This is a genomic window from Fontibacterium abundans (SeqCode), from assembly GCF_965235095.1.
GTDB lineage: Bacteria > Pseudomonadota > Alphaproteobacteria > Pelagibacterales > Pelagibacteraceae > Fontibacterium > Fontibacterium abundans.
The window spans coordinates 314,482-338,287 of record NZ_OZ249405.1 but is presented as its reverse complement, the minus strand read 5'-3'; the positions used below and the strand labels follow the sequence as shown (position 1 = coordinate 338,287).

Genomic DNA, 23,806 nt, shown 5'->3' with positions numbered 1-23,806 from the left:
TAAGATGCAAAAGAATAGGATTTGCTTATATAAAAAGCACATTTGATTATGAAATTCAAACTAGTAATAGGTGATAAAATTTATTCAACATGGTCACTAAGGCCATGGTTATTGTTAAAATATTTTAATATTCCATTTGCTGAAATAAAAATTAAGCTAAGAGATAAAAATACGAAAAAAATTATATTAAAATTTTCTCCTTCTGGAAAAGTACCTTGTTTAATTTACGGAAAGATAAAAATATGGGATTCTTTATCAATCTGCGAATTCTTGGCAGAAAAATTTAAAAATAAAAATTTATGGCCAAAAAATAATATTAATAGGATAAAGGCTAGAAATATTTCTTCCGAACTGCATGGCGGTTTTTCAAGCTTAAGAAAAAACTTAAGCATGAATTTCTTAGGAAAAAATCTCAAATTTAAAAATAACAAAGAAACATCAGCTGAAATAACCAGAGCTAAAAAGATTATTGAAAATTGTCTAAAAAAATCTAAAGGACCATTTATGTTCAAAAAATTTTCTATAGCCGACGCTATGTACGTACCTATAATGTTTAGATTTAAAATTTATAATGTAAAACTATCATTTATTTTAGAAAAATATCTAAATACTCTATTAAACATGAAAGAAATTAAAATCTGGCTTTTAGAAGCAAGAAAAGAACTGAAATGATACGCTACATAATAATTATCACCGCTATTATTCTTCCTTTTGTAATTTACTATTTACTAGTTCGTTTAACTAAAAAAGTTAATAAGAAATTTCCTTTGATAATTTTGTCATTAGCAAGTCTTTTGCTTTTAATTAGTTCTTTAATATATTTTAGGTTTACAAGCGCACAGCCTAAGGGGCTAAATTATACTCCACCAAAATATGAAGATAACAAAGTTGTTCCTTCAAAAATCAAATAAAACTAATTATATTTTTTAGCTAAATATTCTAGCGCTCTTGGCAAATTTTTAATTATATCTTCTGCTATTAATCCTTTTTTGATCATTCTTGCAGCATAAGAATGTAACCATACTCCAGCACAAGCGCCATCAAATGCTGACATTTTATTTTTTCCAATAAGACTTGTAATTATTCCGCTTAAAACATCTCCAGAGCCAATCACAGCTAATTCTTCTGTAGAAATTGTATTGATACAAACCTTTCCATCTGGAGACGCTATTATTGTATCCGGTCCTTTAAATACTAAAACGCAATTTGCTTTTTTTGAAGCTATTATTGATTTTTCAATTTTATTTTTAACATTTTTAAGATCTGAAAAAATTCTATTAAATTCTCCTTCGTGAGGAGTAATAATTTTATTCTTATCCAAAATAGAAAATAATTCTTTTGAATTTTTAGTAAATGAAGTTATTGCATCCGCATCTATAACTACGCTACTAACAAATTTAGTTATTAACTTAACATTATCTATGGTCTGTTGATTAACTCCTGCGCCCGGTCCTATAAGAAAAGAGGTTATTGAAGAATCATTTAAAAAGTTTGCAAGCTCTTCTTTAGAGTTAATTTCAATTTTTAATAATGAAAAAAACCTTTGATTATATTTATCTATAGTGTCTTTGTTAGCCACTACAGTTACCGATCCCGCGCCACAGCGAATAGCTGCACTTGATGATAACAATGATGCTCCTATATAATTTTTTAATGATCCATAAATATAAACTCTACCTCTAGAGTATTTGTGTGAATTATATTTTTTCCAAGGAAACTTTTTATTAATCCATAAATTTGGATTATTTTCTTTAATTCTATTATCTACTATTTTATTTAAAGACTTTCTAATTCCAATATCCAAAACCTTTATTAGGCCTGAAAAATAAACCCCAGGAAAAAGTACATGTCCTATTTTTTTACAATGAAGAGCTAATGTTATGTTGGCTTTTATTGCTTCCCCCATTACTTTTCCGTTATCACTGCCAACTCCTGTGGGGATATCAATTGAATAAATAAATGCTTTTTTCTTATTTATCACTTTAATTATATTCTTAATACTAGAGTTAACATTTTTATTTAAACCAGTACCAAAAATACAATCAACAATGATTGGCTTTGTTTTTTTCTTAAGTTCTTTATATAGATCCTTTAAATTAAAAACTTCACAATCTAATCTTTTAAAAGCTTTGTAATTGTCGTTTTTCTTATTATTTAATGGAAGAGTTAGAAAAATTTTAACTTTATAACCTTTGTTAAGAAGACTTTTGCCAATTATAAAGCCATCGCCTCCATTATTACCTGGGCCACAAATAACTAATACCTCTTTATTTCTTGCAACATTGCTTGATATGTAATTTGCGCATTTTTCTCCTGCTGATTGCATTAAAGAAAAAGAATTTTTTCTTAATTTAAATTCTTTTTGTTCAAGGGCTTTAATTTCTGATGAATTTAAAATCATTTCTTAAAAATCAATCTACAGTTTAATTTTTACTCACACTATTATGCATACCTGACATAACTAAAAAACAATGGAATTTATTGCTTATAATTATAGTACATCTACAATAAAAAAATAAAAACAAGATTAATAATTAATAAAGGGAGAAATTAATGAGTGCTGCATCAGACATACTAAAATTAATTAAAGAAAAAGAAATAGAGTTTGTAGATTTAAGATTTACTGATCCTAGAGGAAAGCTTCAACATATGACTCAGGATTTAACAACTATTGACGAAGATTTTTTAAATGACGGAACTTTTTTTGATGGTTCATCTATAGCTGGATGGAAAGCAATTAATGAATCTGACATGATTTTAAAACCAGACTTATCTAGAACATTTGTTGATCCTTTCACTTCACACAACACACTAGTTATATTCTGTGATATTATGGATCCTATAAAAAATGATTACTACGAGAGAGATCCTAGATCTATTGCAAAAAAAGCAGAAGCATATTTAAAAACTACTGGTATTGGCGATACTATCTATTTTGGACCTGAACCAGAGTTCTTTATTTTTGATGATGTTAAAATTTCTAACACTATGCAAAAAGTATCTTTTCAAGTTGATAGCAACGAAGGTCCTTACAATGGTGATAAAGAATATCCAAACGGGAACATGGGTCATAGACCAGTTGTTAAAGGTGGTTATTTCCCAGTGCCTCCAGTTGATAGCTGTCAGGATTTAAGAGCAGAAGCATTAAAGGCAATGAAAGATATGGGTGTTAAAGTTGAGAAACATCACCATGAAGTTGCTCCTTCGCAGCATGAACTAGGTACAATGTTTGATACAATGGTTCGAAACGCCGACAATATGCAAATTTATAAATATGCCGTTCAGATGGTTGCTCATTCTTTTGGAAAAACTGCAACGTTTATGGCAAAACCAATTAAGGGAGATAATGGATCAGGTATGCATTGTCACCAATCCATTTGGAAAGCTGGCAAGCCACTTTTCGCTGGAGATAAATACGCAGGACTTTCTCAAGAGTGTCTTTATTATATAGGTGGAATTATTAAGCACGCAAAAGCTTTAAATGCTTTTACTAATTCAACTACAAACAGCTACAAAAGATTAATTCCTGGATTTGAAGCTCCGGTTATTCTTGCTTACTCTGCAAGAAATAGATCTGCAAGCTGCAGAATACCTTTTAGTTCAAATCCAAAAGGGAAAAGAGTTGAAGTTAGATTTCCAGATGCTGCAGGAAATCCATATTTAACTTTTGCTTCTATGTTAATGGCTGGTATTGATGGAATTAAAAATAAAATTGATCCTGGAAAACCATTCGATAAAGATTTATATTCTTTATCGGCTGAAGAACTTAAAGGAGTTCCTCAAGTTTGTGGTTCTTTAAGAGAAGCTTTAGAAAACTTAGATAAAGACAGAAGTTTTTTAACTTCTGGCGGAGTGTTCACTGACGATCAGATTGACGCTTACATCGAGTTAAAGATGACGGAAGTATATAATATGGAACACACTCCTCATCCAGTTGAATACCAAATGTATTACAGCTGCTAATTACAATATTTTAAAATTTAAAAACCCCGTATCTAAAAAATACGGGGTTTTTTTTTGCCTTAAATAAAATTAACGTCTGTATTTTTTTATAAATTAATCTAATGCTTGGTGTGTGGTAAAAAATAATAATTATTCAGCTAAGGATATTGAAATTCTAGAGGGCCTAGAACCTGTTAGAAAAAGACCTGGAATGTACATTGGCGGTACAGACGAAACCGCATTTCATCACCTTGCAACTGAAATCATTGATAACTCGATGGATGAAGTTACAGCGGGTCATGCAAAAAATATTTATGTAAAATTAAATAAAGATAAATCGTTAACTGTAACTGATGATGGAAGAGGAATTCCTTTAGATAAACATCCAAAGAAAAATAAAACTGCACTTGAAATAGTAATGACAACATTGCATTCGGGTGGAAAATTTAAAGAAGGAACCTACTCTACTTCTGCTGGATTACATGGTGTTGGTCTTTCGGTTGTAAATGCTTTATCTGAAAAATTAAAGATAGAAATCTTTAAAAACTCTACTATTTTTGAACAAAATTATTCAAAAGGAAAACCTTTAAATAAATTAACTAAAAAAGGGAAATCCAAGATTAAAAATGGAACTCAAGTTACATTTATTCCTGATAAAGAAATTTTTGGAAAAGAACTAAATTTTATTCCAAATAAATTATACAATCTTTGCAAAAGTAAGGCTTATTTAGTCAAAGGCATCACAATACATTGGGAATGCGACAGATCTTTAATCAATAGAAAGGATGACACTCCTAATAGTGCAAAACTTTTTTTTCCAGAAGGTATTGTTGAGTATCTAGATAGTGAGACTAAAAATTTTACTAAAATAAATGACAAAACATGTCATCATAAAAATAATTTTGACGAAGATAAAGGAAAATTTGAATTTGCAATTCAATGGCATAATGAAATTTCTGAATTCAAAATTTCATTTTGTAACTCTGTGCTAACCACCAATGGTGGAACTCACGAACAAGGTTTTAGATCTGGTGTTGCAAAAGCTGTAAGAAAAATTGCAAAATTTAAAAATAACAAGTTAGTCGCAGGTGCAAGTGCAGATGAAATACTGTCTAATGCAAGTTATATTTTATCTATTTTTATTAATAATCCAGAATTTGAAGGACAGACTAAATCAAGATTATCGTCTGCTTATATTCAAAAATATTGTGATACCTCTATAGCAAAGTCAGTTGAAGATTGGTTTAACCAACATCCTAAAGCATCAAATTCTATTCTCGCTTTTATTGAAGGTAAAATAAGAGAAAGAAATCTACTGGATCAAAATCTAGATGTTGGAAGACAAAGCGCTACAAGAAAAATACGTTTACCTGGAAAACTTGCGGACTGCACTAGCTCAAAAGTTGAAGGTACTGAATTATTTATAGTGGAAGGAGATTCTGCTGGAGGCTCAGCAAAACAAGCTCGTGATCGAAATTTTCAAGCTATTCTTCCTTTAAGAGGAAAAATATTAAATGTCAAAAACTCTAATACTGCAAAAATATTAGCTAACACTGAAATATCAAATCTACTTCAAGCGCTCGGCTGCCAAAGAAGAGAAAAGTATATTGATAAAGATTTAAGATATGAAAAAGTAATTATTATGACTGATGCTGATGTTGATGGTGATCACATAGCGAGCTTGCTTTTAACTTTCTTTTTCTTTGAAATGCCAAATTTAATTAAAAATGGACATTTGTATCTCGCTGTTCCCCCACTTTATAAACTTACAATATCTAACCAAATTTATTATGTACGAAACGATATTGAAAAAGACAAATTATTAAAGAATCTTAAAAAGGGATCTAAAATTGAAATAAGTAGATTTAAAGGGTTGGGTGAAATGATGGCTCAACAATTAAAAGAAACAACAATGGACATTAATACAAGATCTTTGATTAGAGTAACCGTTCCAACAAGCGATTATAAAAAAACAAACAAATTAATTTCAAATATTATGGGAAAAAATGCAGAATTAAGACTAAAATTTATAGAAGAAAACGCACCAAAAGTTAAAAATATTGACTTATAATATTATTTAAAGAAATTTATTTTTCTAAGATCTCCACAATTAATTCCATTAAATTGAACAGTAGAATTTACAACTTCATTAGGTTTCGATCTTTTTTCCACAACAAAAGCTTCATATTTTTTATCCGCAAAAGAATAAGCTTCTATTGATAATGAGTTTCTTTTTTCTTCTTTGGAAATGTTTTTGATTTCTAGAGACATTTGACAGACGTCATTATTTTGTCTTGCTAATGTTAATAATGAATATGTAATATCAAACTCATTCTCAATTATAACATTGATTGATTTTGCTGGATCTTTGCTAATAAATGGAACTTTTACATTTTTAGAGCAAGATACTAATAACAAAAGAATAAATAATATTCTCATAATTGTGGTGCCCTCGGCCGGACTTGAACCGGCACTCCCAAAAAGGGCAAGGATTTTAAGTCCTACAGTTCAGCAAATATAGCTATATTTGCTTGGTTAATTCAATATCATTAAAAGGTGTACGAGTAGTGTACGACTTTTAAAAAGCTATTTCACTAATTATTAAACAAAATTTTTACAAAAAAATACATAAAAATTTTCAGCTCTACACCACCGCAGCTAAATACATTCATAACAAATTAATAATATGAATGAAAAAAAAGCATTAATAAAATGGCTTAATAGCTATCAGTGGAATGTATTTGGTACTTTAAATTTTAAGTATCAAATGAATGAGATCGCTGCTGAAAATGCATTAAAATATTTTTGGAATAAAGTTGATAGATATTATTTTGGCAATAAAAGTCATAGAAATAATATCAAAGTAAAACGTATGTGCTTTTTACAAAAAGGCTACTCTAATCAAAACTCACATTTTCACTTTGTTGCCATAACGCCCAACAATGAAACTGATATTAACTTTATAAAAACTTTAAAAAGAATTTGGCAATATGAAGTTAAGGAAAGCGGTTATTTTAGTGAATTTGAAACTATTGAAATAAAAGAGGCTGTAACTAACTATTTAACACACGAATACTATAAATTAGGCTCTGACACATTAAACACTACAACAGCACATTTAAACTAAAAATTTAGGCGCATTTAAAGGCTAATAAGAATAATGGAGCGATGCTTAATTATTCTTTTTTTTTGAAATAAATTAACTGAACTAATTAGCTTTAGTTCTTTATCAGCATAATATTGCCTAAAGTATTCTAACTATGTCTGTCAGTCAGCTTTGGCTAACACACAAATAATTAATATGAATAATAAAAACTACACCTTTTGAATCAAAACCTACACTCTACATATTAAGTTAGTAAGTAAATTTCCATACCCTATCAACTTACCACTACTATCTCTTGTTAGGTTATTTTTTCGATAATAAAAACCCAACAACCTTCCATCTGCTGATCTAAGTTCGATCACATCCATCCTATCTTGTATCAATCCAATCAACCTACCATTTGCATTTCTCAGTTGCTTATACATTTTGGTATAACTTCCTACTCCTTTCTATTTCTCTTTTTTTTCTTTGCCTATCTCTTTCAGCTTGCAGTCTGTGTTTGCTATTATCAACCGCTTTTTTAAGGCTAAGAATAAGACTCTGATCTATTGATTGGGGTTTTTTAGTACCAAAAATAACTTCTTTAACTCTCATAGTTAAAGCTATTTATTTGAATGTGGGAGTTAAAAAATCAAGTGGGTGAAAGGAATACTTAACTATTTGAACTTTTCATATTTTATTTTTTTTAAAATAATCAAAGTATTGCGATATCCCTAAAATATATTCTTTCTGCCACATAATAAATTCATTACTAGTTAATTCTGTTGGTCGAATATTCATGCTTCTTCTATCAATTACATTTTCAGTCTTCATAAAAAAATTTTTTATAATTGCCGTTTCAACGATTTGTTTTACTGTATTTCTTGACCCAAATTTTGGACATACTTCGTTAAATAACTCTTCAAAACCACAAGTATCACTTGTTTTATGCTTTTTTATTACAGTATATAAAATTAATTCAGAAACTAAGTTTCTTTTAAAATAAATTAAAGCAGGATATTTTTTACTACAATTCTTTAAGTCTGTTGCTAAAAAATCACTAATCATTTTTTAAAAAAAAAATTTTTTTTAAATACACTAAGCAAATAAACAATAATTTAAAACTTAATTATGTAGCTGATTTTTGGTTATATAATTTGGACATTTACTTTGGTTTATTTTATCTGAAGCGAACACTGTAGTTGGTTAGTCATTAACTTTTTAAAAAGGAAAAAATAATGACTAAAAAAACAACAACAATTTGTTGCGCCGTTGCAATGCTTGCAACAACTGCAGCAACTCCTGCATTATCGCAGAGTAAAAACTTTGCAGGACCTAGTATCGCTATTGGTGGCGGTTACAGTTCACAAACTTATGATTTGAAGTTTACAGATACAGGCACTGACCCAGTTACAGAACTAAGTTTCAACAATGGAAAAAATGATTTTTCAGCTTTAATAGATTTAGGATACGGTTTTCAAGTAGATAAAAATCTAGCTATAACTATTGGTGGAACTTATGATTTAACTAAATCAAAAGTAACACCAATGAAAGTTGTTGGTCCAGTAGACGATACAGATCCAAGTCTTGGTTCTGAAACAACAAAAATCACTTCTGAATTAAAGGATCATTATTCATTGTATATTCAACCTACATATTTAGTAAATGACAACACTGGATTATTTGCAAAGTTGTCCTATAATTTTGTTAAATCTGTTGGAAAAATATCTGTAGATGATGAATCCGTAAGTAATTCTAAAAACTTAGAGGGATGGGGTTATGGAATTGGAGCAAGAACTTTCTTAGATAAGAATTTATATGCTCAAATAGAAGGTAACTATGTTGAGTATGAAAACCACAAAGTAATTTTCGACTCAGAAAATTCTTCTTCTCATAAACCAAAAGTTTTGTCTGCTTTAGTAAGTATTGGTTATAAGTTTTAACGATTTTAAACCTCCTTATTTCCTTAAGGATGTTTAATTAAACTAAGAAAAGCTCACTAGATATAAAAGTCTAGTGGGCTTTTTTTTATTTCAACTTTATTTAGTTTTAATTAGCAATTTTTAATTGCGTTCTATTAATTTTAGTCAATCTATCAATCAATTCTTCTGTCTGCACGTTATTAGTATAAAACTTGTCAATCATATTAGTAGAAGTGTCTAAATTTTTAGCAATGTCAGTAGTTGAAACTCCATTTTCAATTTGGAATAATATGTGCGTATGTCTAAAGCTTTTGGCATCACGCTTAACGAATTCTTCACCGATTTTTTTTTGTTTTAAATCAGTATTTTTTAACAAATTGTTTAATCCATCCCTTATACTTCTGTTAAGGAAAATATTAGTATTGGGAGCTACTTTAACATTATATTCATTGTATAATTTTAATATATTTTCCAAAGCAAAATAACTATTTCCACCTCCAATATTCTTATTTGCTCTACGTTTTTTACCAAAAACATTGTTAATCGTATAATATCTTTCTAGCCTACCAAAAAAACTATCTACAAAAGTTTTTTTTAAATTAGGATTTAAATTATGCTTATCGATCATCTGTGCATCTTCCCATTTCATATTACTAGCTTCATTAACTCTTAGTCCCGTACCCACCATAAAAATCATATACTCGTGCAATAATCTCCTATCAAAACTAACCCTCTTCCCTCTCGCTTTTTTAATTCTATCACGCGAAGTAGATAATAAATATTGCCACTCTTTTTTCGTAAAATGTGTTCTTTGTGTTCGCTGCTGTCTTAATTTTTTTTCTAATAATTTTGTTGTTAATCCTGGTAACTTTTCTTTCCTATATTTTTTTTCAACACACCAATTAATCAAACTTGATATAGTAATTAAATTTCCGTGTAATGTTTTGCCACTTAAAGTTTTTGATATTAGTTTAGCTTGTTCATTTCTCCATAACAGAAAATCTTTTAAAATATCAAAATTAATCTTATCAATTCTTAATTTGTGGAAAGGTTTATATTTTAAAATAGTATTAAATCTTGTTGTTATACTAGTGCGTGAATTAGGTGCTCTGCTCATATCATTTTTTATAAATTCTATAAATTCTTTTGCACATTGAGCAAATGTTTTTGAATGCACTTGTATTCCTTCATTTTTTTTAAAATGAAGTCTATCGAACCACTGTTCTAATATTATAATTGCTTTATTTTTATTTGAAGTACTTGAACTAGTTTGTGTTTGCTTTCCTTCAATAAAAGTTCTGCCATACCAATTATCAGTTTTAGCATCTTTTCTTTTAAAAATATGAAGGCGATTATTTTTAGTTTTAAATAATGTTTTTTCTTTGTAGTAAGGCATAAGAATTCGTACATTTTTTGAAAAAAGCTTAATCTCAAATGTACGAGTCGTGTACGAGTTTATAATCTTTTAAAAAAAAATAAACTCGTAAAAAAAACCGCTATTTATGGTGCCCTCGAACGGACTTGAACCGTTACTCCCAAAAAGGGCAAGGATTTTAAGTCCTTTGTGTCTACCAATTCCACCACGAGGGCCCTTTAAACGTATTGGTTACCAACCTTTTTAACGATTTAGGATTTAAGTGCAACTGAAAGTTATTCGGTTTGTAAGTGGTGTATACGGTTTTTATACAACTAAAAGATAACCTAGGTGTCTCAAAGTATAAAAAATTGAAAATATAAAAGAGAAAATTAATTCTATATAAAATAAACTACACTTATGTCTAAATAGGCAATATTTTCTTATATTGTTTCTAATAAAATTTTATTTATAGTTTATAAATTTTTTCACGCAGTAATATAAAATTTTCGAAACTTTTTAGCGTTAGTTCTGTTGGTAAAATAAAAATTGATCTTTTGTCTTTATTATTTTTTAAAATTTTGAAATACCCTTTTTTAATTGTTGTATTTATATAGCTGTGTGATGTTACATATGAACGTTCAATAAATTTCAAAAGTTGACTTTTTGATATTGTTTCATTTTTATAATACGAAATTACCACCTTATGAAGCATCATCCAATGCTGAGGGGAAAGGCTAAAAAAACTTAGAATTGGATCTTTAAACCGATCTATAAAATCTTTTAAAGAAGCCTCTGCGAGTTTTATATGTTTTTGATTATTATTAGCCATATTAGTACACTTCTTTTAAAGAAGTATACTAATATAGTTATTTTTAAGAGAAAATAAATAAATTATTTAGTATTCAGAATTGCATCTAAATCTTGCTTACCAAATTTTGATATATATCCATTGTAAACAGGCTTAACTGCTGTTGCGAAAGAATTGTTATCTACTTTGTTTATCTTCATTCCTTTTTGCTCTAATTGTTTTAAAGAATCTTCAACAATTTTTGTAGTAAGATCAATTTCATATGATTGAAGAGCGGCACCTTCTTTTAAAATTACTTTCTTTTGTTGCTCTGTTAATTTATCCCATGTCTTTTTTGATACCACAACAACGCCAGGAGGTCTAAAATGCTGTGTTAAAGAGACAAATTTAGAAACCTCAAAAAATTTGTCATTAAAAATATTTCCTGCAGCGTTTTCAGCTCCGTCTAGGACTCCTTGTTGCAAGGCTGTATATAATTCTCCATATGCCATTGGAACTGCACTACCACCCATTGCATTAATTGTATCAACCATTACAGCACTTTTTATTACTCTTATTTTTAGACCAGATAGATCCGCAGGTTTGTTAATAGGTCTTTTTGAATTAAAAACATGTCTATCACCATTGTCAAACCAGGCAATTAGCACCATTCCTTTTTTTTCTAACATCTTTGAATATTTTTGACCTATAGGTCCGCTTAATACTTTTTTGAAATTATCTGTATTTTTAAAAACGTATGGCAAACTAAAAATATCAAACTCACCAATAAAACTTCCAATTGGACCAGTCGAAACTTGGGCCATCTGTATAGTACCCTGTTCTAATCCCTCTATATATTCTCTTTCGTCATTACCTAATTGCGCTCCGGAGAAAACTTTAAATTCAATTCCAATATTTTGTTTGTTAACTCGTTCCGCAAACCAATTTAATGCAACGTTATGGTGATGGGAAGGTCCAGAGACTGAGGCAATTCTAATTAATGTCTGGGAAAAAGAATTGCTTGATAAATTTATTATTATAAAAAAAATTATCGCACTTAATTTTATGCAGTAGTTTTTCATGTTATTTTTTTTAAAGTTATTAGTTAATATATTTAATTAATATATATAATTTTTTTTATACTTTTTCAATCGGTATTTTATTTAAGAATTGCCCAATCATTTTTTTCTTCTAGTATAAGTTGATTTAATGAATTTGATCCAGAATCTGTAACCAAAACAACCTGCTCTACTCTTAATCCTGAATTTTCTACATCGTGAAGATCAAGCTTTATTGCCAATGTCATTCCAGCTTCTAAAATGAAATCACTAATCTTACTTAAATCTGGAGCCTCAACTACATCTAAGCCTACTCCATGACCCAATCCTCGAGTACCTGACACATAAGGTGAAAAACTTGGTTCAAAACCTGTAGGTTTTAATAAATTATAAAATTGGTCATGAATACTTGAGGCTTTATTATTAGCTTTAATATTCTTAATAACTTCTTTTAAAAATTTATGGGACATTTCTAAGGCTTCAATTTTTTTTTTTGATGCCCCGCTCATTAAAAAAGTAACTCCACCATCATTACAATAATTTTCAATTGTTGGATTAAAATCTACCATTACAAACTCTCCTTTATTAATTTCTTTATTGGTAGCCCTCCATGCTGGAAATTTTGTATTATAACCAGACATAACGACTGTTGCAGATCCTAAGTCAGCTCCTAATTTTCTTCCAAAAAAATCTGCATACGCAACAACTTGTTGCTCAGTCATACCAATTTTAATTTCATCTCTTAACTGTCTTAAAACTTGATCATTAATTTTCGCTGCTTGCTTCATAAGCTTTACTTCTTTTTCAGTTTTAATTTTTCTAAGATCATTTAAAATACTAGTCTGAATACTAAAATTTACATCTGGCATAGCTTCACTTATTAAATCTCTTAAATAAAATGGCATTAGGTGTTCGCCCGCTAAACCAATCCTTAAATTTTTTTTATTATTTTTTTTTAATATTTCAAATATTTCAGTTTCAAATTTATTATGTTGTAAAATATTTTTGATCCATACAGTTTCTTTTGCACTATAGTAATTTAATCTACCTACAACTAAGATAGGGTCGTTATCTTTTATTAATATTAAAGTTTGAGGAGACTCTTCAATTACATTGATTGGTTTATAACCTGTAAAATATGTACAATAACCTGACCTATACTCATCAGAATATATTATTATTCCATCTAAATTTTTTCTTTTGATAATTTTTCTTAGTTCCAAAAGCCTTTTTTCAAAATCATTATTATTCAATATATTAGTCATGATTAAAGTAGTATTTTAAATTTAATGATTATATATAATACTTAAATAAATTTTATGCAATATTTAAAAAAATTTATAATAAACGCTCAGTTGCAAGAAAAAAATACAAACCTTTTTTTTAGTAAAGTTTTCGGACCCGTAATTGCAATTATTTTTTTTGTAATGATAATTGTGGGTGCTCTTCAAATTTTTCTTCGATATTTTTTTAATATTTCTTTAAGTTGGTCGAATGAAATCTTAATTTTTTCTTTCATATGGATTACTTATTTATCTATTACAATCGCCTTATCAAAAAAACTCCATTTAGGTGTAGATATGATAACGAATTTATTTCCAAACTCAGTGCAATTAAAAGTAAAATTATTCTCTAATATACTTATAATTCTTTTTTGTATTATTATTTTTTTTTCATCTATCCCTTTAATTAAAGCAAATTTTTTTCAATTTTCGCCTTCGTTAGGAATAAGAATGTCTTATATATATGCTTCAATTCCAACATCAATGTTATCAATGGCTTTTATAACTTTTAATGAAATTGTTAAAAATAAAAAAGAATAATTAAATATGCTAATTGCTTTATTTGTAATTTTTTTGATTTTACTATTCATCAATATGCCCGTTGGGATAGCTATTGGCTTATCCTCCGTTGCTACTTTATATTTTTTTTCTGATGTTCCATTGAATACTGTGATTACAAGAATGTATTCCGGAGTAGATTCTTTTACTTTATTATCAATACCTTTTTTTATTCTTGCAGGTGAATTAATGAATGAAAGTGGAATAACAGACAAAATAGTTTCATTTGCAAAATCTTTAGTCGGCCACATAAAAGGTGGGCTAGCGCATGTTACGGTCGTAACAAGTATGTTGTTTTCAGGAATTTCTGGATCTGCAACTGCTGATGCTTCTGCAGTTGGATCAGTCCTTATACCTGCAATGAAAAAAGATGGAATAGACTCAGAGTTTGCGGTAGCAGTTACAGCAAGCTCTTCTGCAATTGGACCTATTATACCGCCAAGTATTTTAATGATTATTTATGGTTCAGTTGCAAATGTATCTATAGCTAAATTATTTTTAGGAGGCATATTACCTGGAATTCTAATTGGTTTATCATTAATGATAGTAGTTTTTTATTACGCAAATAAGAGAAATTACAAAGCTGAAAAGAGAGCAAACTTAAAAATTATAATTAATTCGTTTCTAAATTCTTCTTTAGCATTATTTATGCCTATTATTATATTGGGTGGAATCTTTTCTGGAATTTTTACTAGCACAGAGGCCAGTATAGTTGCAGTTGTATATGCCATAATAATAGGTCTTTTTGTCACTAAAAAAATTGAATTTTCCGATCTTGGTAGAATTTTTGTTAAGTCTGCAGTCACATCTTCTACTGCAATGTTAATTATTGCTACGTCGAGTATTTTTGCTTGGATACTCGCTTGGGAAAGTATTGGGGATATTGGTTTAAATTACTTAAGTTCCTTAACCAGTAATCCTCAAACGATAATAATATTAATTCTTCTTTTTGTATTAGTTTTAGGTTTTTTTATAGATGGAATCCCTGTTTTAATAATTTTGGCACCTGTTGTTATTCCAGTCATTAACTCATTTGGAATAGATCCAATCTATTTTGGAGTTTTATTAGTTATCTCAATTGTTTTAGGCTCGGTAACTCCACCCGTTGGAGTTTTAATATTCATTTGTTGTTCAATTGCAAATACATCCGTGTCGAAAACATTCTGGATTTTATGGCCTTTTTGCTTTGCAATGACTTTTGTTTTATTTTTATGTGTTTATTTTCCATCTTTAGTTACTATATTTTACAAATAAAAATTACTACTTTATTATAAAATTTAAATAATTAAATTATATTAAACTTTGAAAAAAAAAATTTTAATTACTGGTGCAGCAGGAAACTTAGGGGGAAGACTATTTAATATCCTTAGTAAAAAATATTTTGTTATAGGGACTGACATAAAAAGAAGCAATAAAAATTTCAAAAATTCAAAATTTATTTTGTGTGATCTTAAAAATTATAAAAAAGTATTAAAAATTACCAAAAAAATTTATGCTATTGTACATTTTGGTTCAATACCTATTGAGGATACATTTAAAAATATTTTAAACAATAATATTTTAGCAACTTATAATGTTTTTGAAGCTGCTAGAATAAATAAAGTTAAAAAAATTATATTTGCTAGTTCCAATCATGTTGTTGGTTTTCACAAAAGAAAAATATTTCTTGATGAAAAATGTATGCAGAGACCAGATACAAATTATGGTTTAAGCAAATGTTTTGGTGAAAATATCGCAAGATTGTATGCAGATAAATTTAATATTAAGGGATTTTGTATTAGAATTGGATCTTGCTTAGATAGACCAACTGATAGACGTCATTTAAGTACATGGATAAGCCCTAATGATTTGGTTCAACTAGTTGATATTGGAATATCAAAAAAATATCATTTTGAAATTGTTTATGGAATTTCCAATAACAATCGATCTTGGTGGAATAATAAAGCGGCTTTTAAATTAGGTTACAAGCCCAAAGATTACGCTGAAAATTATTCAAATAAAAGTCTTAGTAGAAATGAACATGTGAGCAAAATAGCTTTGAGGTTTCAGGGTGGAGTTTTTGTATCTAACGGATTCAAGGGGATTATAGACGATATAAAATAATTTATGTCTATAAAAATAAATAATGCAGAAGCAATTCCATTAAAGATTCCATTTTCAATTGGTTTTAATAAAACTGCAAAATCCGGCGGTCTTGATTGGCCTGCTTTGGAGATTCTTTTAATTAAAATTGAAAGTTCCGAAGGTATTGTCGGTTGGGGTGAAATTTTTAATTATAGTAGCCAATTTGCAGCTGTATCAGCTTTTAACTCAATGATCAGACCTCTTATTTTAAAAAGAAAAATTGAAAGTATTCCAGATTTTTTAATGGAATTACAAAAAACCATACATATATTTGGAAGGTATGGAATTGTAATGCATTGCTTTTCTGGACTAGATATCGCTCTCTACGACATAGAGGCTAAACAAAAAAAATTGCCTCTTTATAAACATTTAAATTCTAATTCCAAAAAAACTAAGCTTAATGGTTACGCGAGTTTATATCGTTATGCAGATCCTGAAATTGTAAAAGATAAATGTTTAGAGTCCATAAAATATGGATACAAATATATTAAATTACATGAAATTAATGAACAAGAGGTCAAAGCGGCTAGAGATGCAATAGGAGACCAAATTCCTCTAATGTTAGATGTAAACTGTTCATGGGATTACAAAAGCGCTTTAAATATTAGCAAAAAATTAAAAAAATATAATCTTTACTTTTTAGAAGAACCAATATTTCCTCCAGAAGATTTTGAAACTTTATTTAAATTGAAATCAAAAATAAGAATACCGTTAGCAGCTGGCGAAAATTGTTATACAGCTTATCAATTTAATCAGATGATTAAATATAAAGCTATTGATTATGTGCAACCAAGTGTAACTAAAGTGGGTGGAATTACAGAATTTATTAAAATAATAAAATTAACAAATAAGAATAAATTAAAGCTGATGCCACACTCTCCTTACTTTGGACCCGGTTGGTTAGCCAATTTACATTTAATAACAGCTTTTTGTCCTTCAGCACTAGTTGAGCGCTTATATGTTTATGAAGAGGCAAGTTTATATAAAGATTCTACCACTCCAGCTAAGGGAATGTTTTCTGTTCCAGATGATATCGGGCTCGGTTTAAATCCAAACCTAGATGTGATAAAAACATATAAAGTTAATTATTAATTTATGAATCAAAAAATTAATTTGTTCAAAAAAAACATTAAAAATAAAAAAAAACAAGTTGGGATTTGGAATACATTATGTAGCAATATAGTGGCAGATTCTTTGTCTGGATCAGATTATGATTGGGTAGTTATAGATATGGAACATGCCCCAAACAATTATCAATCTGTGCTTAGTCAACTGCAAGCATATCAATCATCTAATATAACAACAATTGTAAGACCAATCTGGAATGACTCTGTTTTTATAAAACCTATTCTTGATATGGGTCCACAAGGAATTTTATTTCCTATGATTCAAAATAAAGAACAAGCTGAAAAGGCAGTTTCATCTGTTAATTATCCTCCTGTAGGAATAAGAGGTGTTTCATTAGCGCATAGAGCTAATAATTACGGAAGAGATAAAGATTATTTTAAAAATTTTACTGAAAATTTTTCTATAATTTTGCAATTAGAAACTAAAGAAGCATTATTAAATATAAAAGAGATTGCTTCTGTTAAAGGAGTTGATGGTATTTTTTTTGGTCCTGCAGATTTGTCTGCAGATTATGGAATATTAGGAAATACAACTGATAAAAATTTGTGGGAAAATATACAAAATTGCTTAAAAATCTTACAAGATTTAGGTAAACCTGCTGGCACTTTAGTAGGAGACCCTGACTTTGCTATAGAGTTATTTGAAAAAGGTTTTACTTTTGTTGCATGTAGCTCAGATCAAAATATTTTAGTTAAAAATGCAGATTTACAAATAAAAAAGATTAAATCTTCACTCACTTAATTTTCTTTTAAACTCAAGTAAATCTTCCAATGTGGATTTTTTTTGCGCGGGTTGTCTTAATAAAAATGCAGGATGAAAAGTAGTTAAAATATCAAAATAGGAATTAATAATTTTTATATTTTTCCATTTACCTCTTACTACGCTTAATGGACCAATATGATTTAAAACTGCTAATGCCGCTGTAGCACCAAGTAATAATATGCATTTGGGACTTATAATCTCTATGTGTTTGAAAAGAAGTTTTTTAAATTCATTTATTTCTTCAGTTGTAGGCTTTCTATTCTTATCGGGTCTATAATTTACTACATTCGTGATATAAACTTTTGATCTATTGAGATTAATAGATTCCAAAAGACCGTCCAAGAGTTTGCCTGCTCTGCCCACAAAAGGTTTTTGCAACTTATCTTCAGTTCTGCCAGGAGCCTCGCCTACTATCATAACTTTTGCGTCTTTATTGCCGTCTGAAAAAACCAAATTTTTTCCAGGAAAATTTTTATTGAATTTTAACATTGTGTTTTTTAATTTGGATAACTCGCGATCTTTATCCATTAAGATTTTTTAATTTTCTTTAAAATTTTATCTAGAATAATTTTGCACTGTTGTATTTTTTTTTCAGAATAACCTCTTATAACAAGAGCAGTGCCTATTTTTCCTGATTGAAAGAAAGGGTAACTGCCAAGACTTAAATTTTTAAATTTCTTTTGCAGTTTTCCTAGGTCTTTTCCTATTTTGCTTTCAGGTAAATTTACTTGCACAGTTACGCTATAAACTTTCTCGCCCCTAATTATTAATTTTTCTATAAATGACATCATTGACTGCAGGATTGCGGGAACACCTGGTAGTGTAAAAACATTTTTTACGTAAAAACCAGGCGCTGAACTTGAAGGATTATAAATTAATCCAGCGCCTCTTGGCATCTTTGCCATTTTCTTTCTTGCTTCGTTAAAATAGGAATCTTTATAGTGTCTCTCTAAAATTTGATAAGCTTCTTTGTTATATTCATATTTTCTTTTAAATGCTTTTGAAATTGCAAAGGCCGTAATATCATCATGAGTTGGTCCGATTCCTCCAGTTGTAAATAAATAATCATATTTTTTCCTTAACAAATTCACTGAAGATATAATTGTATCAAGTTTATCAGGAATAATTCTGACTTCTTTTAACTGGACGCCTCTTTCATTTAACCATTTAGCAAGAAAGGATGTGTTGGTGTCTTGAGTTCTGCCGGATAAGATTTCATCCCCAATTATTAAAATAGCTGCGAAAATTCTTTTTTTTTTATTTCGTGTAAGCATCTAAATGATATTAATACTTTTAATGAAATTTGACACTCATCTAATTAAAACAAAATTCATAAAAAGATACAAAAGATTCTTTGTAGATGTGATGTTAAATGATGAAATTCTCACAGCACACTGCCCAAATTCCGGATCAATGATGGGACTTCTTAATGAAGGTGAATATGCATGGATTTCTGAATCAAAAAATACAGAAAGAAAATTAAAATATACTTTAGAAATCTTAGAGCACAATAAAGAGAAAGTTGGTGTTAATACTCACTTAACAAACAGGATCGTAGAAGAAGCGTTGATTAATAAAAAAATAAAAGAACTTGAAAAATTTGATCAAGTTAAAAGAGAAGTAAAATTCAATGATAACACTCGATTTGATTTTTTAATTTCTAATAAAAACGAGCAAGCTTTTGTAGAAGTTAAAAACGTTACTTTAAAAAGAGAAATAGATTACGCAGAATTTCCTGATGCTCCAACTACTAGAGGACAAAAGCATTTATTAGAGCTTATTAACGCTAAAGAAAAAAAATATCAGTCTTATTTGATATTTCTAATACAAAGGGAAGATTGCAATTTTTTTAAAATATCAAAAGATATTGATAAAAAATACTATGAAAATTTTATAAAAGCTAAAAAAAAAGGCGTTAAATTTTTATGCTATTCAAGTAAAGTAACTGATAAAGAAATAATTCTTAACAAAAAAATAGAAATTAAATATTAATGAAAGTAGAAAAAGAGGAATTTTCTTCTGTTAAAATATATAATGAAGTCGATTTTAATGGTTTAAGAAAATCTGGTGAGCTTGCGGCAAGAACTTTGGAATATATAGAAAAACTTATTAAGCCAGGTGTTAAAACAGATTTTATTGATCAAGCTGCAAATAAATATCTAAATGATCATGGGGCATTTTCCGCTCCATTATTCTACAGAGGTTATACAAAATCAATCTGCACCTCTATTAATCATGTGGTTTGCCACGGTATTCCAGGGGATAAAGTTTTAAATGAAGGGGATATTGTTAATGTTGATATCACTTCAATATTAGATGGCTACTATGGTGATACTAGCAAAACATTTTCTGTTGGTAGTATCTCTGTGAAAGCAGAAAAACTTCTTAAGGTCACTTACGAAAGTATGATGGAAGGTATTAAAATTTTAAAACCAGGAATTACTTTAGGCGATATTGGATTTGCGATTCAATCTTATGCTGAATCACATGGTTGTTCCGTTGTTCGAGATTTTTGTGGGCATGGAATTGGCAAAACATTTCATGAAGAGCCTAATATTTTACATTATGGAAAAAAAAGCGAAGGAATGAAGTTAAAAAAAGGCATGGTTTTTACAATTGAGCCAATGATTAATCTAGGAGAATATCATACTAAAGTATTACAAGATGGTTGGACTGCAGTTACAAAAGATAAATCCTTATCAGCACAATTTGAACATACAGTTGGTATAATTGATAATGGATACGAAATTTTTACTTTATAATAAAATAGTGTTAATGAATTATAACGTATCTAAATGATCTCAAGATATTCACGCGAAAAAATCGCAAAAATTTGGCAACCTGAAAATAAATATAAAATCTGGCTAGATATTGAAATCTACGCAGCAGAAGCAATGGAAAAATTTAAAATTATTCCAAAAGGCATTGCTAAAGAAATAAGAAAAAAAGCCAAAATTAATCCTGATAGAATTGATCAAATTGAAAAAAAAGTAAAACATGATGTCATTGCTTTTCTTACTTCGATAACAGAAAAGGTTGGTCAAAAAGCAAAATTCTTACATCAAGGAATGACGTCTTCCGACGTGTTAGATACCTGTTTTAATATTCAACTTTATCAATCAGGAAAAATTATTTTAAAAGACTTAGAAGATCTTTTAAAAATTTTAAAAATAAAATCTATTAAATATAAAAAAACAGTTTGCGTAGGTAGAAGTCATGGAATTCACGCTGAGCCCATAACATTTGGATTAAAACTTCTTACTTATTATGCAGAATTTAAAAGAAACAAAAAAAGAATGGAGCAAGCAATCAATGAAATATCAACTTGCGCAATCTCTGGAGCTGTTGGAACTTTTGCTCATATCAATCCAGGAATTGAACAGTATGTTGCAAAAAAATTAAAATTCAAAGTAGAGCCAATTTCAACACAAGTAATTCCAAGAGATCGTCACGCTTATTTCTTTAGTGTACTGGCAATAATAGCTTCTTCTGCTGAAAGACTAGCTACTGAAATAAGACACCTACAAAGAACTGAAGTTTTAGAAGTTGAAGAATATTTTTCAGCCGGACAAAAAGGCTCTTCAGCAATGCCTCATAAAAGAAACCCAGTTTTGTCTGAAAACATTACAGGACTTGCGAGATTAATTAGAAGTTATGCATACCCAGCTTTAGAAAATGTCATTTTGTGGCACGAGAGAGATATTAGTCATTCAAGCGTTGAGAGAAATATCGGACCAGATGCAACTGTTACATTAGATTTTGTTTTAACAAGACTTGCTAACGTGATTAAAAATTTAGTTGTTTATCCAAAAAATATGCAAAAAAATTTAGAAAAATTTAATGGTCTAATTTTTTCTCAAAATGTTCTGTTAAAATTAACTCAAAAAGGAATGACGAGAGAACTTGCTTATAAAGTTGTTCAAAAAAATGCTATGAAAACATGGTCTGCAAATGAAAGTTTTTTTGATAATTTAAACAACGACAAACAAATTAAATCCAAATTATCCACAGACGATCTTAAAAAACTATTCAACATGAATTCTCATTTAAGATACATTAATACTATCTACGGAAGAGTATTTAAAAGCTAATGGCTAAAGGAAAACAAATATACGAAGGTAAAGCTAAAATATTGTACGAGGGTCCTGAAAAAGGAACTTTAATTCAATATTTCAAAGATGACGCAACAGCCTTTAATAATAAAAAAAAAGCAATTATCGATGGCAAGGGTGTTTTAAACAACAGAATCTCTGAATTTTTATTATCACAGTTAAACCAAATAGGAATTAAAACGCATTTTATAAAAAGATTGAATATGCGTGAACAGCTTATAAAATCCTTAGAAATTATTCCAATTGAAGTAGTAGTTAGAAATATCGCTGCTGGAACTTTTTCAACTAGACTTGGAATTACCGAAGGAACAGATCTTAGTAAACCTATTTTAGAATTTTATTATAAAAATGATGAGCTTGGCGATCCATTGGTTAATGAAGAGCATATTCTTGCTTTGAACTGGGCAACACAAAGTGAATTAATACATATCTCTGAACAGGCTTTAAGAATTAATGATTTTTTAGTTGGATTATTCAGAGGAATTGGAATTAAACTTGTTGATTTTAAATTAGAATTTGGACGTCAATGGAATGGTGATGAAGTTGAAGTTTTTTTGGCTGATGAAATTAGTCCTGACACATGTAGATTGTGGGATGTTAAAGATGAAAGAAAATTAGACAAAGACAGATTCAGAAGAGATCTTGGTGGATTAATAGAGGCATATCAAGAGGTTGCTCGTAGACTTGGAATCATGCCAGAAGGTTCAAATATTAAAGAAATTAAAACTGGTTTATCAAAAAATTTAACCGCGTTAAAAAAAAAATAAAAACTTGAAGTTACAAGTCATTGTTACATTAAAAAAGGATGTTTTGGATCCTCAGGGTTCAGCAATTAAAAGCTCATTGTCTAATATGGGTTTTAAAAATATTGAAAGTTTAAGACAGGGAAAAACATTTGAAATAATTGTAAATGAAAAAGATGAAAAGGTTGCTCTTTCCAAAGCTAAAGATATGTGTGAAAAACTTTTAGCAAATCTGACGATTGAGGACTATTCAGTAAAAGTCATTAAAGAATGAAGGCCAGTGTCATTGTTTTTCCTGGCTCTAATTGTGATCGCGATGTTAAAATTTCCCTTGAAAAATTTGGTATAAAAACCTCAATGGTATGGCATGCAGATGCCAAGCTTCCAAAAACAGATCTTGTTGTTCTTCCAGGAGGATTTTCATATGGAGACTATTTAAGATGCGGAAGTATTGCTTCTAAATCAAGAATTATGAAAGAAGTTACCGCTCACTCAAAAAAAGGTGGGTTAGTAATGGGTATTTGCAATGGTTTCCAAGTTCTCGTTGAATCTCAACTTTTGCCTGGCGTTTTAATAAGAAATATTAATCTTAAATTTATATGCAAAAATATAACTGTAAAAGTAAACAATAATAAAACAAATTTTACATCTAAAACCAACAGAAATTCTGTTCTTGAAATTCCAATAGCTCATAATGAAGGCAATTATTTTGCAAGCAAAGATCTAATTCATGAACTGGAAGATAATAATCAAATTGTACTTCAGTATTGTGATGCTGCTGGAAATATTAATGAACAATCTAACCCCAATGGTTCAATTAAAAATATTGCAGGAATTATAAATAAAAAAGGAAATGTATTTGGTCTTATGCCCCATCCTGAAAGAGCATCAGATGAACTTTTGGGTGGAATGGATGGGTCGCTAATTTTCAAATCTTTAAAATAA

27 protein-coding genes and 1 tRNA gene are annotated in these 23,806 nt (G+C 29.0%); 17 read left to right on the top strand and 11 right to left on the bottom strand.

The features are described 5' to 3' along the window. The first annotated feature begins 48 nt into the window (after positions 1-48). Positions 49-672, top strand: a complete 624-nt coding sequence (locus AC8GER_RS01925; protein ID WP_506598278.1) for a glutathione S-transferase — start codon at positions 49-51, stop codon at positions 670-672. Beyond that, positions 669-911, top strand: a complete 243-nt coding sequence (locus AC8GER_RS01920; RefSeq protein ID WP_506598277.1) for a DUF6111 family protein — start codon at positions 669-671, stop codon at positions 909-911. Before AC8GER_RS01925 ends, AC8GER_RS01920 begins: the two co-directional genes overlap by 4 nt. A gap of 2 nt (positions 912-913) precedes the next feature. On the opposite strand, the gene AC8GER_RS01915 is transcribed toward AC8GER_RS01920, so the two are convergent. Then, positions 914-2,401 (bottom strand): NAD(P)H-hydrate dehydratase, encoded by a 1,488-nt coding sequence (locus tag AC8GER_RS01915; RefSeq protein WP_506598276.1) that lies wholly within the window; start codon positions 2,399-2,401, stop codon positions 914-916. Positions 2,402-2,553: 152 nt separating this feature from the next. Between AC8GER_RS01915 and glnA the strand changes: the two genes are divergently transcribed. Both glnA and AC8GER_RS01905 read left to right on the top strand, forming a co-directional pair. Next, positions 2,554-3,963 (top strand): type I glutamate--ammonia ligase, encoded by a 1,410-nt coding sequence (gene glnA / locus AC8GER_RS01910; protein WP_017970529.1) that lies wholly within the window; start codon positions 2,554-2,556, stop codon positions 3,961-3,963. Between the two features lie 112 nt (positions 3,964-4,075). Then, positions 4,076-6,013, top strand: a complete 1,938-nt coding sequence (locus tag AC8GER_RS01905; protein WP_506598275.1) for a DNA gyrase/topoisomerase IV subunit B — start codon at positions 4,076-4,078, stop codon at positions 6,011-6,013. A 2-nt stretch (positions 6,014-6,015) separates the two neighbouring features. On the opposite strand, the gene AC8GER_RS01900 is transcribed toward AC8GER_RS01905, so the two are convergent. Next, positions 6,016-6,381 (bottom strand): hypothetical protein, encoded by a 366-nt coding sequence (locus tag AC8GER_RS01900; RefSeq protein WP_506598274.1) that lies wholly within the window; start codon positions 6,379-6,381, stop codon positions 6,016-6,018. Between the two features lie 247 nt (positions 6,382-6,628). Here AC8GER_RS01900 and AC8GER_RS01895 point away from each other — a divergent pair, with 247 nt between their 5' ends. Next, positions 6,629-7,069, top strand: coding sequence for a hypothetical protein (locus AC8GER_RS01895; RefSeq protein ID WP_506598273.1), 441 nt, complete (start codon positions 6,629-6,631; stop codon positions 7,067-7,069). Between the two features lie 209 nt (positions 7,070-7,278). Here the strand turns inward: AC8GER_RS01895 and AC8GER_RS01890 are convergent, their stop codons facing one another. Beyond that, complete coding sequence (locus AC8GER_RS01890; RefSeq protein ID WP_506598272.1) at positions 7,279-7,473, bottom strand: hypothetical protein; 195 nt, start codon at positions 7,471-7,473, stop codon at positions 7,279-7,281. A 244-nt stretch (positions 7,474-7,717) separates the two neighbouring features. After that, positions 7,718-8,095, bottom strand: a complete 378-nt coding sequence (locus AC8GER_RS01885) for a hypothetical protein (protein ID WP_506598271.1) — start codon at positions 8,093-8,095, stop codon at positions 7,718-7,720. Positions 8,096-8,265: 170 nt separating this feature from the next. On the opposite strand from AC8GER_RS01885, the gene AC8GER_RS01880 reads away from it, so the two are divergent. Beyond that, entirely contained in the window at positions 8,266-8,970 is a 705-nt protein-coding gene (locus tag AC8GER_RS01880) for an outer membrane beta-barrel protein (protein WP_506598270.1), read from the top strand. A 106-nt stretch (positions 8,971-9,076) separates the two neighbouring features. Here AC8GER_RS01880 and AC8GER_RS01875 read toward each other — a convergent pair whose 3' ends face one another. The 5 genes from AC8GER_RS01875 to AC8GER_RS01855 form a co-directional block, all read right to left on the bottom strand. Then, entirely contained in the window at positions 9,077-10,345 is a 1,269-nt protein-coding gene (locus AC8GER_RS01875) for a tyrosine-type recombinase/integrase (RefSeq protein ID WP_506598269.1), read from the bottom strand. 107 nt (positions 10,346-10,452) lie between these two features. Beyond that, positions 10,453-10,539, bottom strand: a tRNA-Leu gene (locus AC8GER_RS01870). A 233-nt stretch (positions 10,540-10,772) separates the two neighbouring features. Further along, positions 10,773-11,135: a hypothetical protein gene (locus AC8GER_RS01865; protein WP_506598268.1), complete on the bottom strand. Its 363-nt coding sequence runs from the start codon at positions 11,133-11,135 to the stop codon at positions 10,773-10,775. A gap of 62 nt (positions 11,136-11,197) precedes the next feature. After that, on the bottom strand, positions 11,198-12,175 hold the full coding sequence (locus tag AC8GER_RS01860) for a TRAP transporter substrate-binding protein (RefSeq protein ID WP_506598267.1): 978 nt from the start codon (positions 12,173-12,175) through the stop codon (positions 11,198-11,200). Between the two features lie 77 nt (positions 12,176-12,252). Next, positions 12,253-13,416, bottom strand: a complete 1,164-nt coding sequence (locus AC8GER_RS01855; RefSeq protein WP_506598266.1) for a M24 family metallopeptidase — start codon at positions 13,414-13,416, stop codon at positions 12,253-12,255. A 54-nt stretch (positions 13,417-13,470) separates the two neighbouring features. On the opposite strand from AC8GER_RS01855, the gene AC8GER_RS01850 reads away from it, so the two are divergent. The 5 genes from AC8GER_RS01850 to AC8GER_RS01830 are packed head-to-tail and all read left to right on the top strand — an operon-like array spanning position 13,471 to position 17,985. Beyond that, positions 13,471-13,974, top strand: coding sequence for a TRAP transporter small permease (locus AC8GER_RS01850; protein ID WP_506598265.1), 504 nt, complete (start codon positions 13,471-13,473; stop codon positions 13,972-13,974). 6 nt (positions 13,975-13,980) lie between these two features. Further along, the gene (locus tag AC8GER_RS01845; protein WP_506598264.1) at positions 13,981-15,246 is read left to right on the top strand and encodes a TRAP transporter large permease; all 1,266 of its coding nucleotides are present in this window, start codon (positions 13,981-13,983) and stop codon (positions 15,244-15,246) included. A 48-nt stretch (positions 15,247-15,294) separates the two neighbouring features. Then, positions 15,295-16,095 carry an NAD-dependent epimerase/dehydratase family protein gene (locus tag AC8GER_RS01840; RefSeq protein ID WP_506598263.1) on the top strand — a complete coding sequence of 267 codons (801 nt, stop codon included), beginning with the start codon at positions 15,295-15,297 and terminating at the stop codon, positions 16,093-16,095. Positions 16,096-16,098: 3 nt separating this feature from the next. Beyond that, the gene (locus tag AC8GER_RS01835; RefSeq protein WP_506598262.1) at positions 16,099-17,208 is read left to right on the top strand and encodes a mandelate racemase/muconate lactonizing enzyme family protein; all 1,110 of its coding nucleotides are present in this window, start codon (positions 16,099-16,101) and stop codon (positions 17,206-17,208) included. A 3-nt stretch (positions 17,209-17,211) separates the two neighbouring features. Next, the gene (locus AC8GER_RS01830; RefSeq protein WP_506598261.1) at positions 17,212-17,985 is read left to right on the top strand and encodes an HpcH/HpaI aldolase family protein; all 774 of its coding nucleotides are present in this window, start codon (positions 17,212-17,214) and stop codon (positions 17,983-17,985) included. On the opposite strand, the gene AC8GER_RS01825 is transcribed toward AC8GER_RS01830, so the two are convergent. Further along, a complete protein-coding gene (locus AC8GER_RS01825) occupies positions 17,974-18,534 on the bottom strand; it encodes a uracil-DNA glycosylase (protein ID WP_506598260.1) in 561 nt (186 codons plus the stop codon). The genes AC8GER_RS01830 and AC8GER_RS01825 overlap by 12 nt on opposite strands. Then, on the bottom strand, positions 18,534-19,280 hold the full coding sequence (locus AC8GER_RS01820; RefSeq protein ID WP_506598259.1) for a competence/damage-inducible protein A: 747 nt from the start codon (positions 19,278-19,280) through the stop codon (positions 18,534-18,536). Before AC8GER_RS01820 ends, AC8GER_RS01825 begins: the two co-directional genes overlap by 1 nt. 22 nt (positions 19,281-19,302) lie before the next feature. Here AC8GER_RS01820 and sfsA point away from each other — a divergent pair, with 22 nt between their 5' ends. The 6 genes from sfsA to purQ are packed head-to-tail and all read left to right on the top strand — an operon-like array spanning position 19,303 to position 23,806. Beyond that, positions 19,303-19,998, top strand: a complete 696-nt coding sequence (sfsA, locus tag AC8GER_RS01815; protein WP_506598258.1) for a DNA/RNA nuclease SfsA — start codon at positions 19,303-19,305, stop codon at positions 19,996-19,998. After that, positions 19,998-20,768, top strand: a complete 771-nt coding sequence (gene map, locus AC8GER_RS01810) for a type I methionyl aminopeptidase (RefSeq protein WP_506598257.1) — start codon at positions 19,998-20,000, stop codon at positions 20,766-20,768. Before sfsA ends, map begins: the two co-directional genes overlap by 1 nt. A 33-nt stretch (positions 20,769-20,801) precedes the next feature. Continuing rightward, positions 20,802-22,097, top strand: coding sequence for an adenylosuccinate lyase (purB, locus tag AC8GER_RS01805; RefSeq protein ID WP_506598256.1), 1,296 nt, complete (start codon positions 20,802-20,804; stop codon positions 22,095-22,097). Beyond that, the gene (gene purC / locus AC8GER_RS01800; protein ID WP_506598255.1) at positions 22,097-22,885 is read left to right on the top strand and encodes a phosphoribosylaminoimidazolesuccinocarboxamide synthase; all 789 of its coding nucleotides are present in this window, start codon (positions 22,097-22,099) and stop codon (positions 22,883-22,885) included. The genes purB and purC overlap by 1 nt, the downstream gene beginning before the upstream one ends. 4 nt (positions 22,886-22,889) lie before the next feature. Beyond that, positions 22,890-23,135 (top strand): phosphoribosylformylglycinamidine synthase subunit PurS, encoded by a 246-nt coding sequence (gene purS, locus AC8GER_RS01795; protein WP_506598254.1) that lies wholly within the window; start codon positions 22,890-22,892, stop codon positions 23,133-23,135. Further along, positions 23,132-23,806 carry a phosphoribosylformylglycinamidine synthase subunit PurQ gene (purQ, locus tag AC8GER_RS01790; protein ID WP_506598253.1) on the top strand — a complete coding sequence of 225 codons (675 nt, stop codon included), beginning with the start codon at positions 23,132-23,134 and terminating at the stop codon, positions 23,804-23,806. Before purS ends, purQ begins: the two co-directional genes overlap by 4 nt.

What these genes read in the sequence shown, in the direction of transcription:
- AC8GER_RS01925 (WP_506598278.1), top strand. Translation starts at nt 49, where the DNA reads ATGAAATTCAAACTAGTAATAGGTGATAAAATTTATTCAACATGGTCA.
- AC8GER_RS01920 (WP_506598277.1), top strand. Translation starts at nt 669, where the DNA reads ATGATACGCTACATAATAATTATCACCGCTATTATTCTTCCTTTTGTA.
- AC8GER_RS01915 (WP_506598276.1), bottom strand. Translation starts at nt 2,401, where the DNA reads ATGATTTTAAATTCATCAGAAATTAAAGCCCTTGAACAAAAAGAATTT.
- glnA (WP_017970529.1), top strand. Translation starts at nt 2,554, where the DNA reads ATGAGTGCTGCATCAGACATACTAAAATTAATTAAAGAAAAAGAAATA.
- AC8GER_RS01900 (WP_506598274.1), bottom strand. Translation starts at nt 6,381, where the DNA reads ATGAGAATATTATTTATTCTTTTGTTATTAGTATCTTGCTCTAAAAAT.
- AC8GER_RS01895 (WP_506598273.1), top strand. Translation starts at nt 6,629, where the DNA reads ATGAATGAAAAAAAAGCATTAATAAAATGGCTTAATAGCTATCAGTGG.
- AC8GER_RS01890 (WP_506598272.1), bottom strand. Translation starts at nt 7,473, where the DNA reads ATGTATAAGCAACTGAGAAATGCAAATGGTAGGTTGATTGGATTGATA.
- AC8GER_RS01885 (WP_506598271.1), bottom strand. Translation starts at nt 8,095, where the DNA reads ATGATTAGTGATTTTTTAGCAACAGACTTAAAGAATTGTAGTAAAAAA.
- AC8GER_RS01880 (WP_506598270.1), top strand. Translation starts at nt 8,266, where the DNA reads ATGACTAAAAAAACAACAACAATTTGTTGCGCCGTTGCAATGCTTGCA.
- AC8GER_RS01875 (WP_506598269.1), bottom strand. Translation starts at nt 10,345, where the DNA reads ATGCCTTACTACAAAGAAAAAACATTATTTAAAACTAAAAATAATCGC.
- AC8GER_RS01865 (WP_506598268.1), bottom strand. Translation starts at nt 11,135, where the DNA reads ATGGCTAATAATAATCAAAAACATATAAAACTCGCAGAGGCTTCTTTA.
- AC8GER_RS01860 (WP_506598267.1), bottom strand. Translation starts at nt 12,175, where the DNA reads ATGAAAAACTACTGCATAAAATTAAGTGCGATAATTTTTTTTATAATA.
- AC8GER_RS01855 (WP_506598266.1), bottom strand. Translation starts at nt 13,416, where the DNA reads ATGACTAATATATTGAATAATAATGATTTTGAAAAAAGGCTTTTGGAA.
- AC8GER_RS01850 (WP_506598265.1), top strand. Translation starts at nt 13,471, where the DNA reads ATGCAATATTTAAAAAAATTTATAATAAACGCTCAGTTGCAAGAAAAA.
- AC8GER_RS01845 (WP_506598264.1), top strand. Translation starts at nt 13,981, where the DNA reads ATGCTAATTGCTTTATTTGTAATTTTTTTGATTTTACTATTCATCAAT.
- AC8GER_RS01835 (WP_506598262.1), top strand. Translation starts at nt 16,099, where the DNA reads ATGTCTATAAAAATAAATAATGCAGAAGCAATTCCATTAAAGATTCCA.
- AC8GER_RS01830 (WP_506598261.1), top strand. Translation starts at nt 17,212, where the DNA reads ATGAATCAAAAAATTAATTTGTTCAAAAAAAACATTAAAAATAAAAAA.
- AC8GER_RS01825 (WP_506598260.1), bottom strand. Translation starts at nt 18,534, where the DNA reads ATGGATAAAGATCGCGAGTTATCCAAATTAAAAAACACAATGTTAAAA.
- AC8GER_RS01820 (WP_506598259.1), bottom strand. Translation starts at nt 19,280, where the DNA reads ATGCTTACACGAAATAAAAAAAAAAGAATTTTCGCAGCTATTTTAATA.
- sfsA (WP_506598258.1), top strand. Translation starts at nt 19,303, where the DNA reads ATGAAATTTGACACTCATCTAATTAAAACAAAATTCATAAAAAGATAC.
- map (WP_506598257.1), top strand. Translation starts at nt 19,998, where the DNA reads ATGAAAGTAGAAAAAGAGGAATTTTCTTCTGTTAAAATATATAATGAA.
- purB (WP_506598256.1), top strand. Translation starts at nt 20,802, where the DNA reads ATGATCTCAAGATATTCACGCGAAAAAATCGCAAAAATTTGGCAACCT.
- purC (WP_506598255.1), top strand. Translation starts at nt 22,097, where the DNA reads ATGGCTAAAGGAAAACAAATATACGAAGGTAAAGCTAAAATATTGTAC.
- purQ (WP_506598253.1), top strand. Translation starts at nt 23,132, where the DNA reads ATGAAGGCCAGTGTCATTGTTTTTCCTGGCTCTAATTGTGATCGCGAT.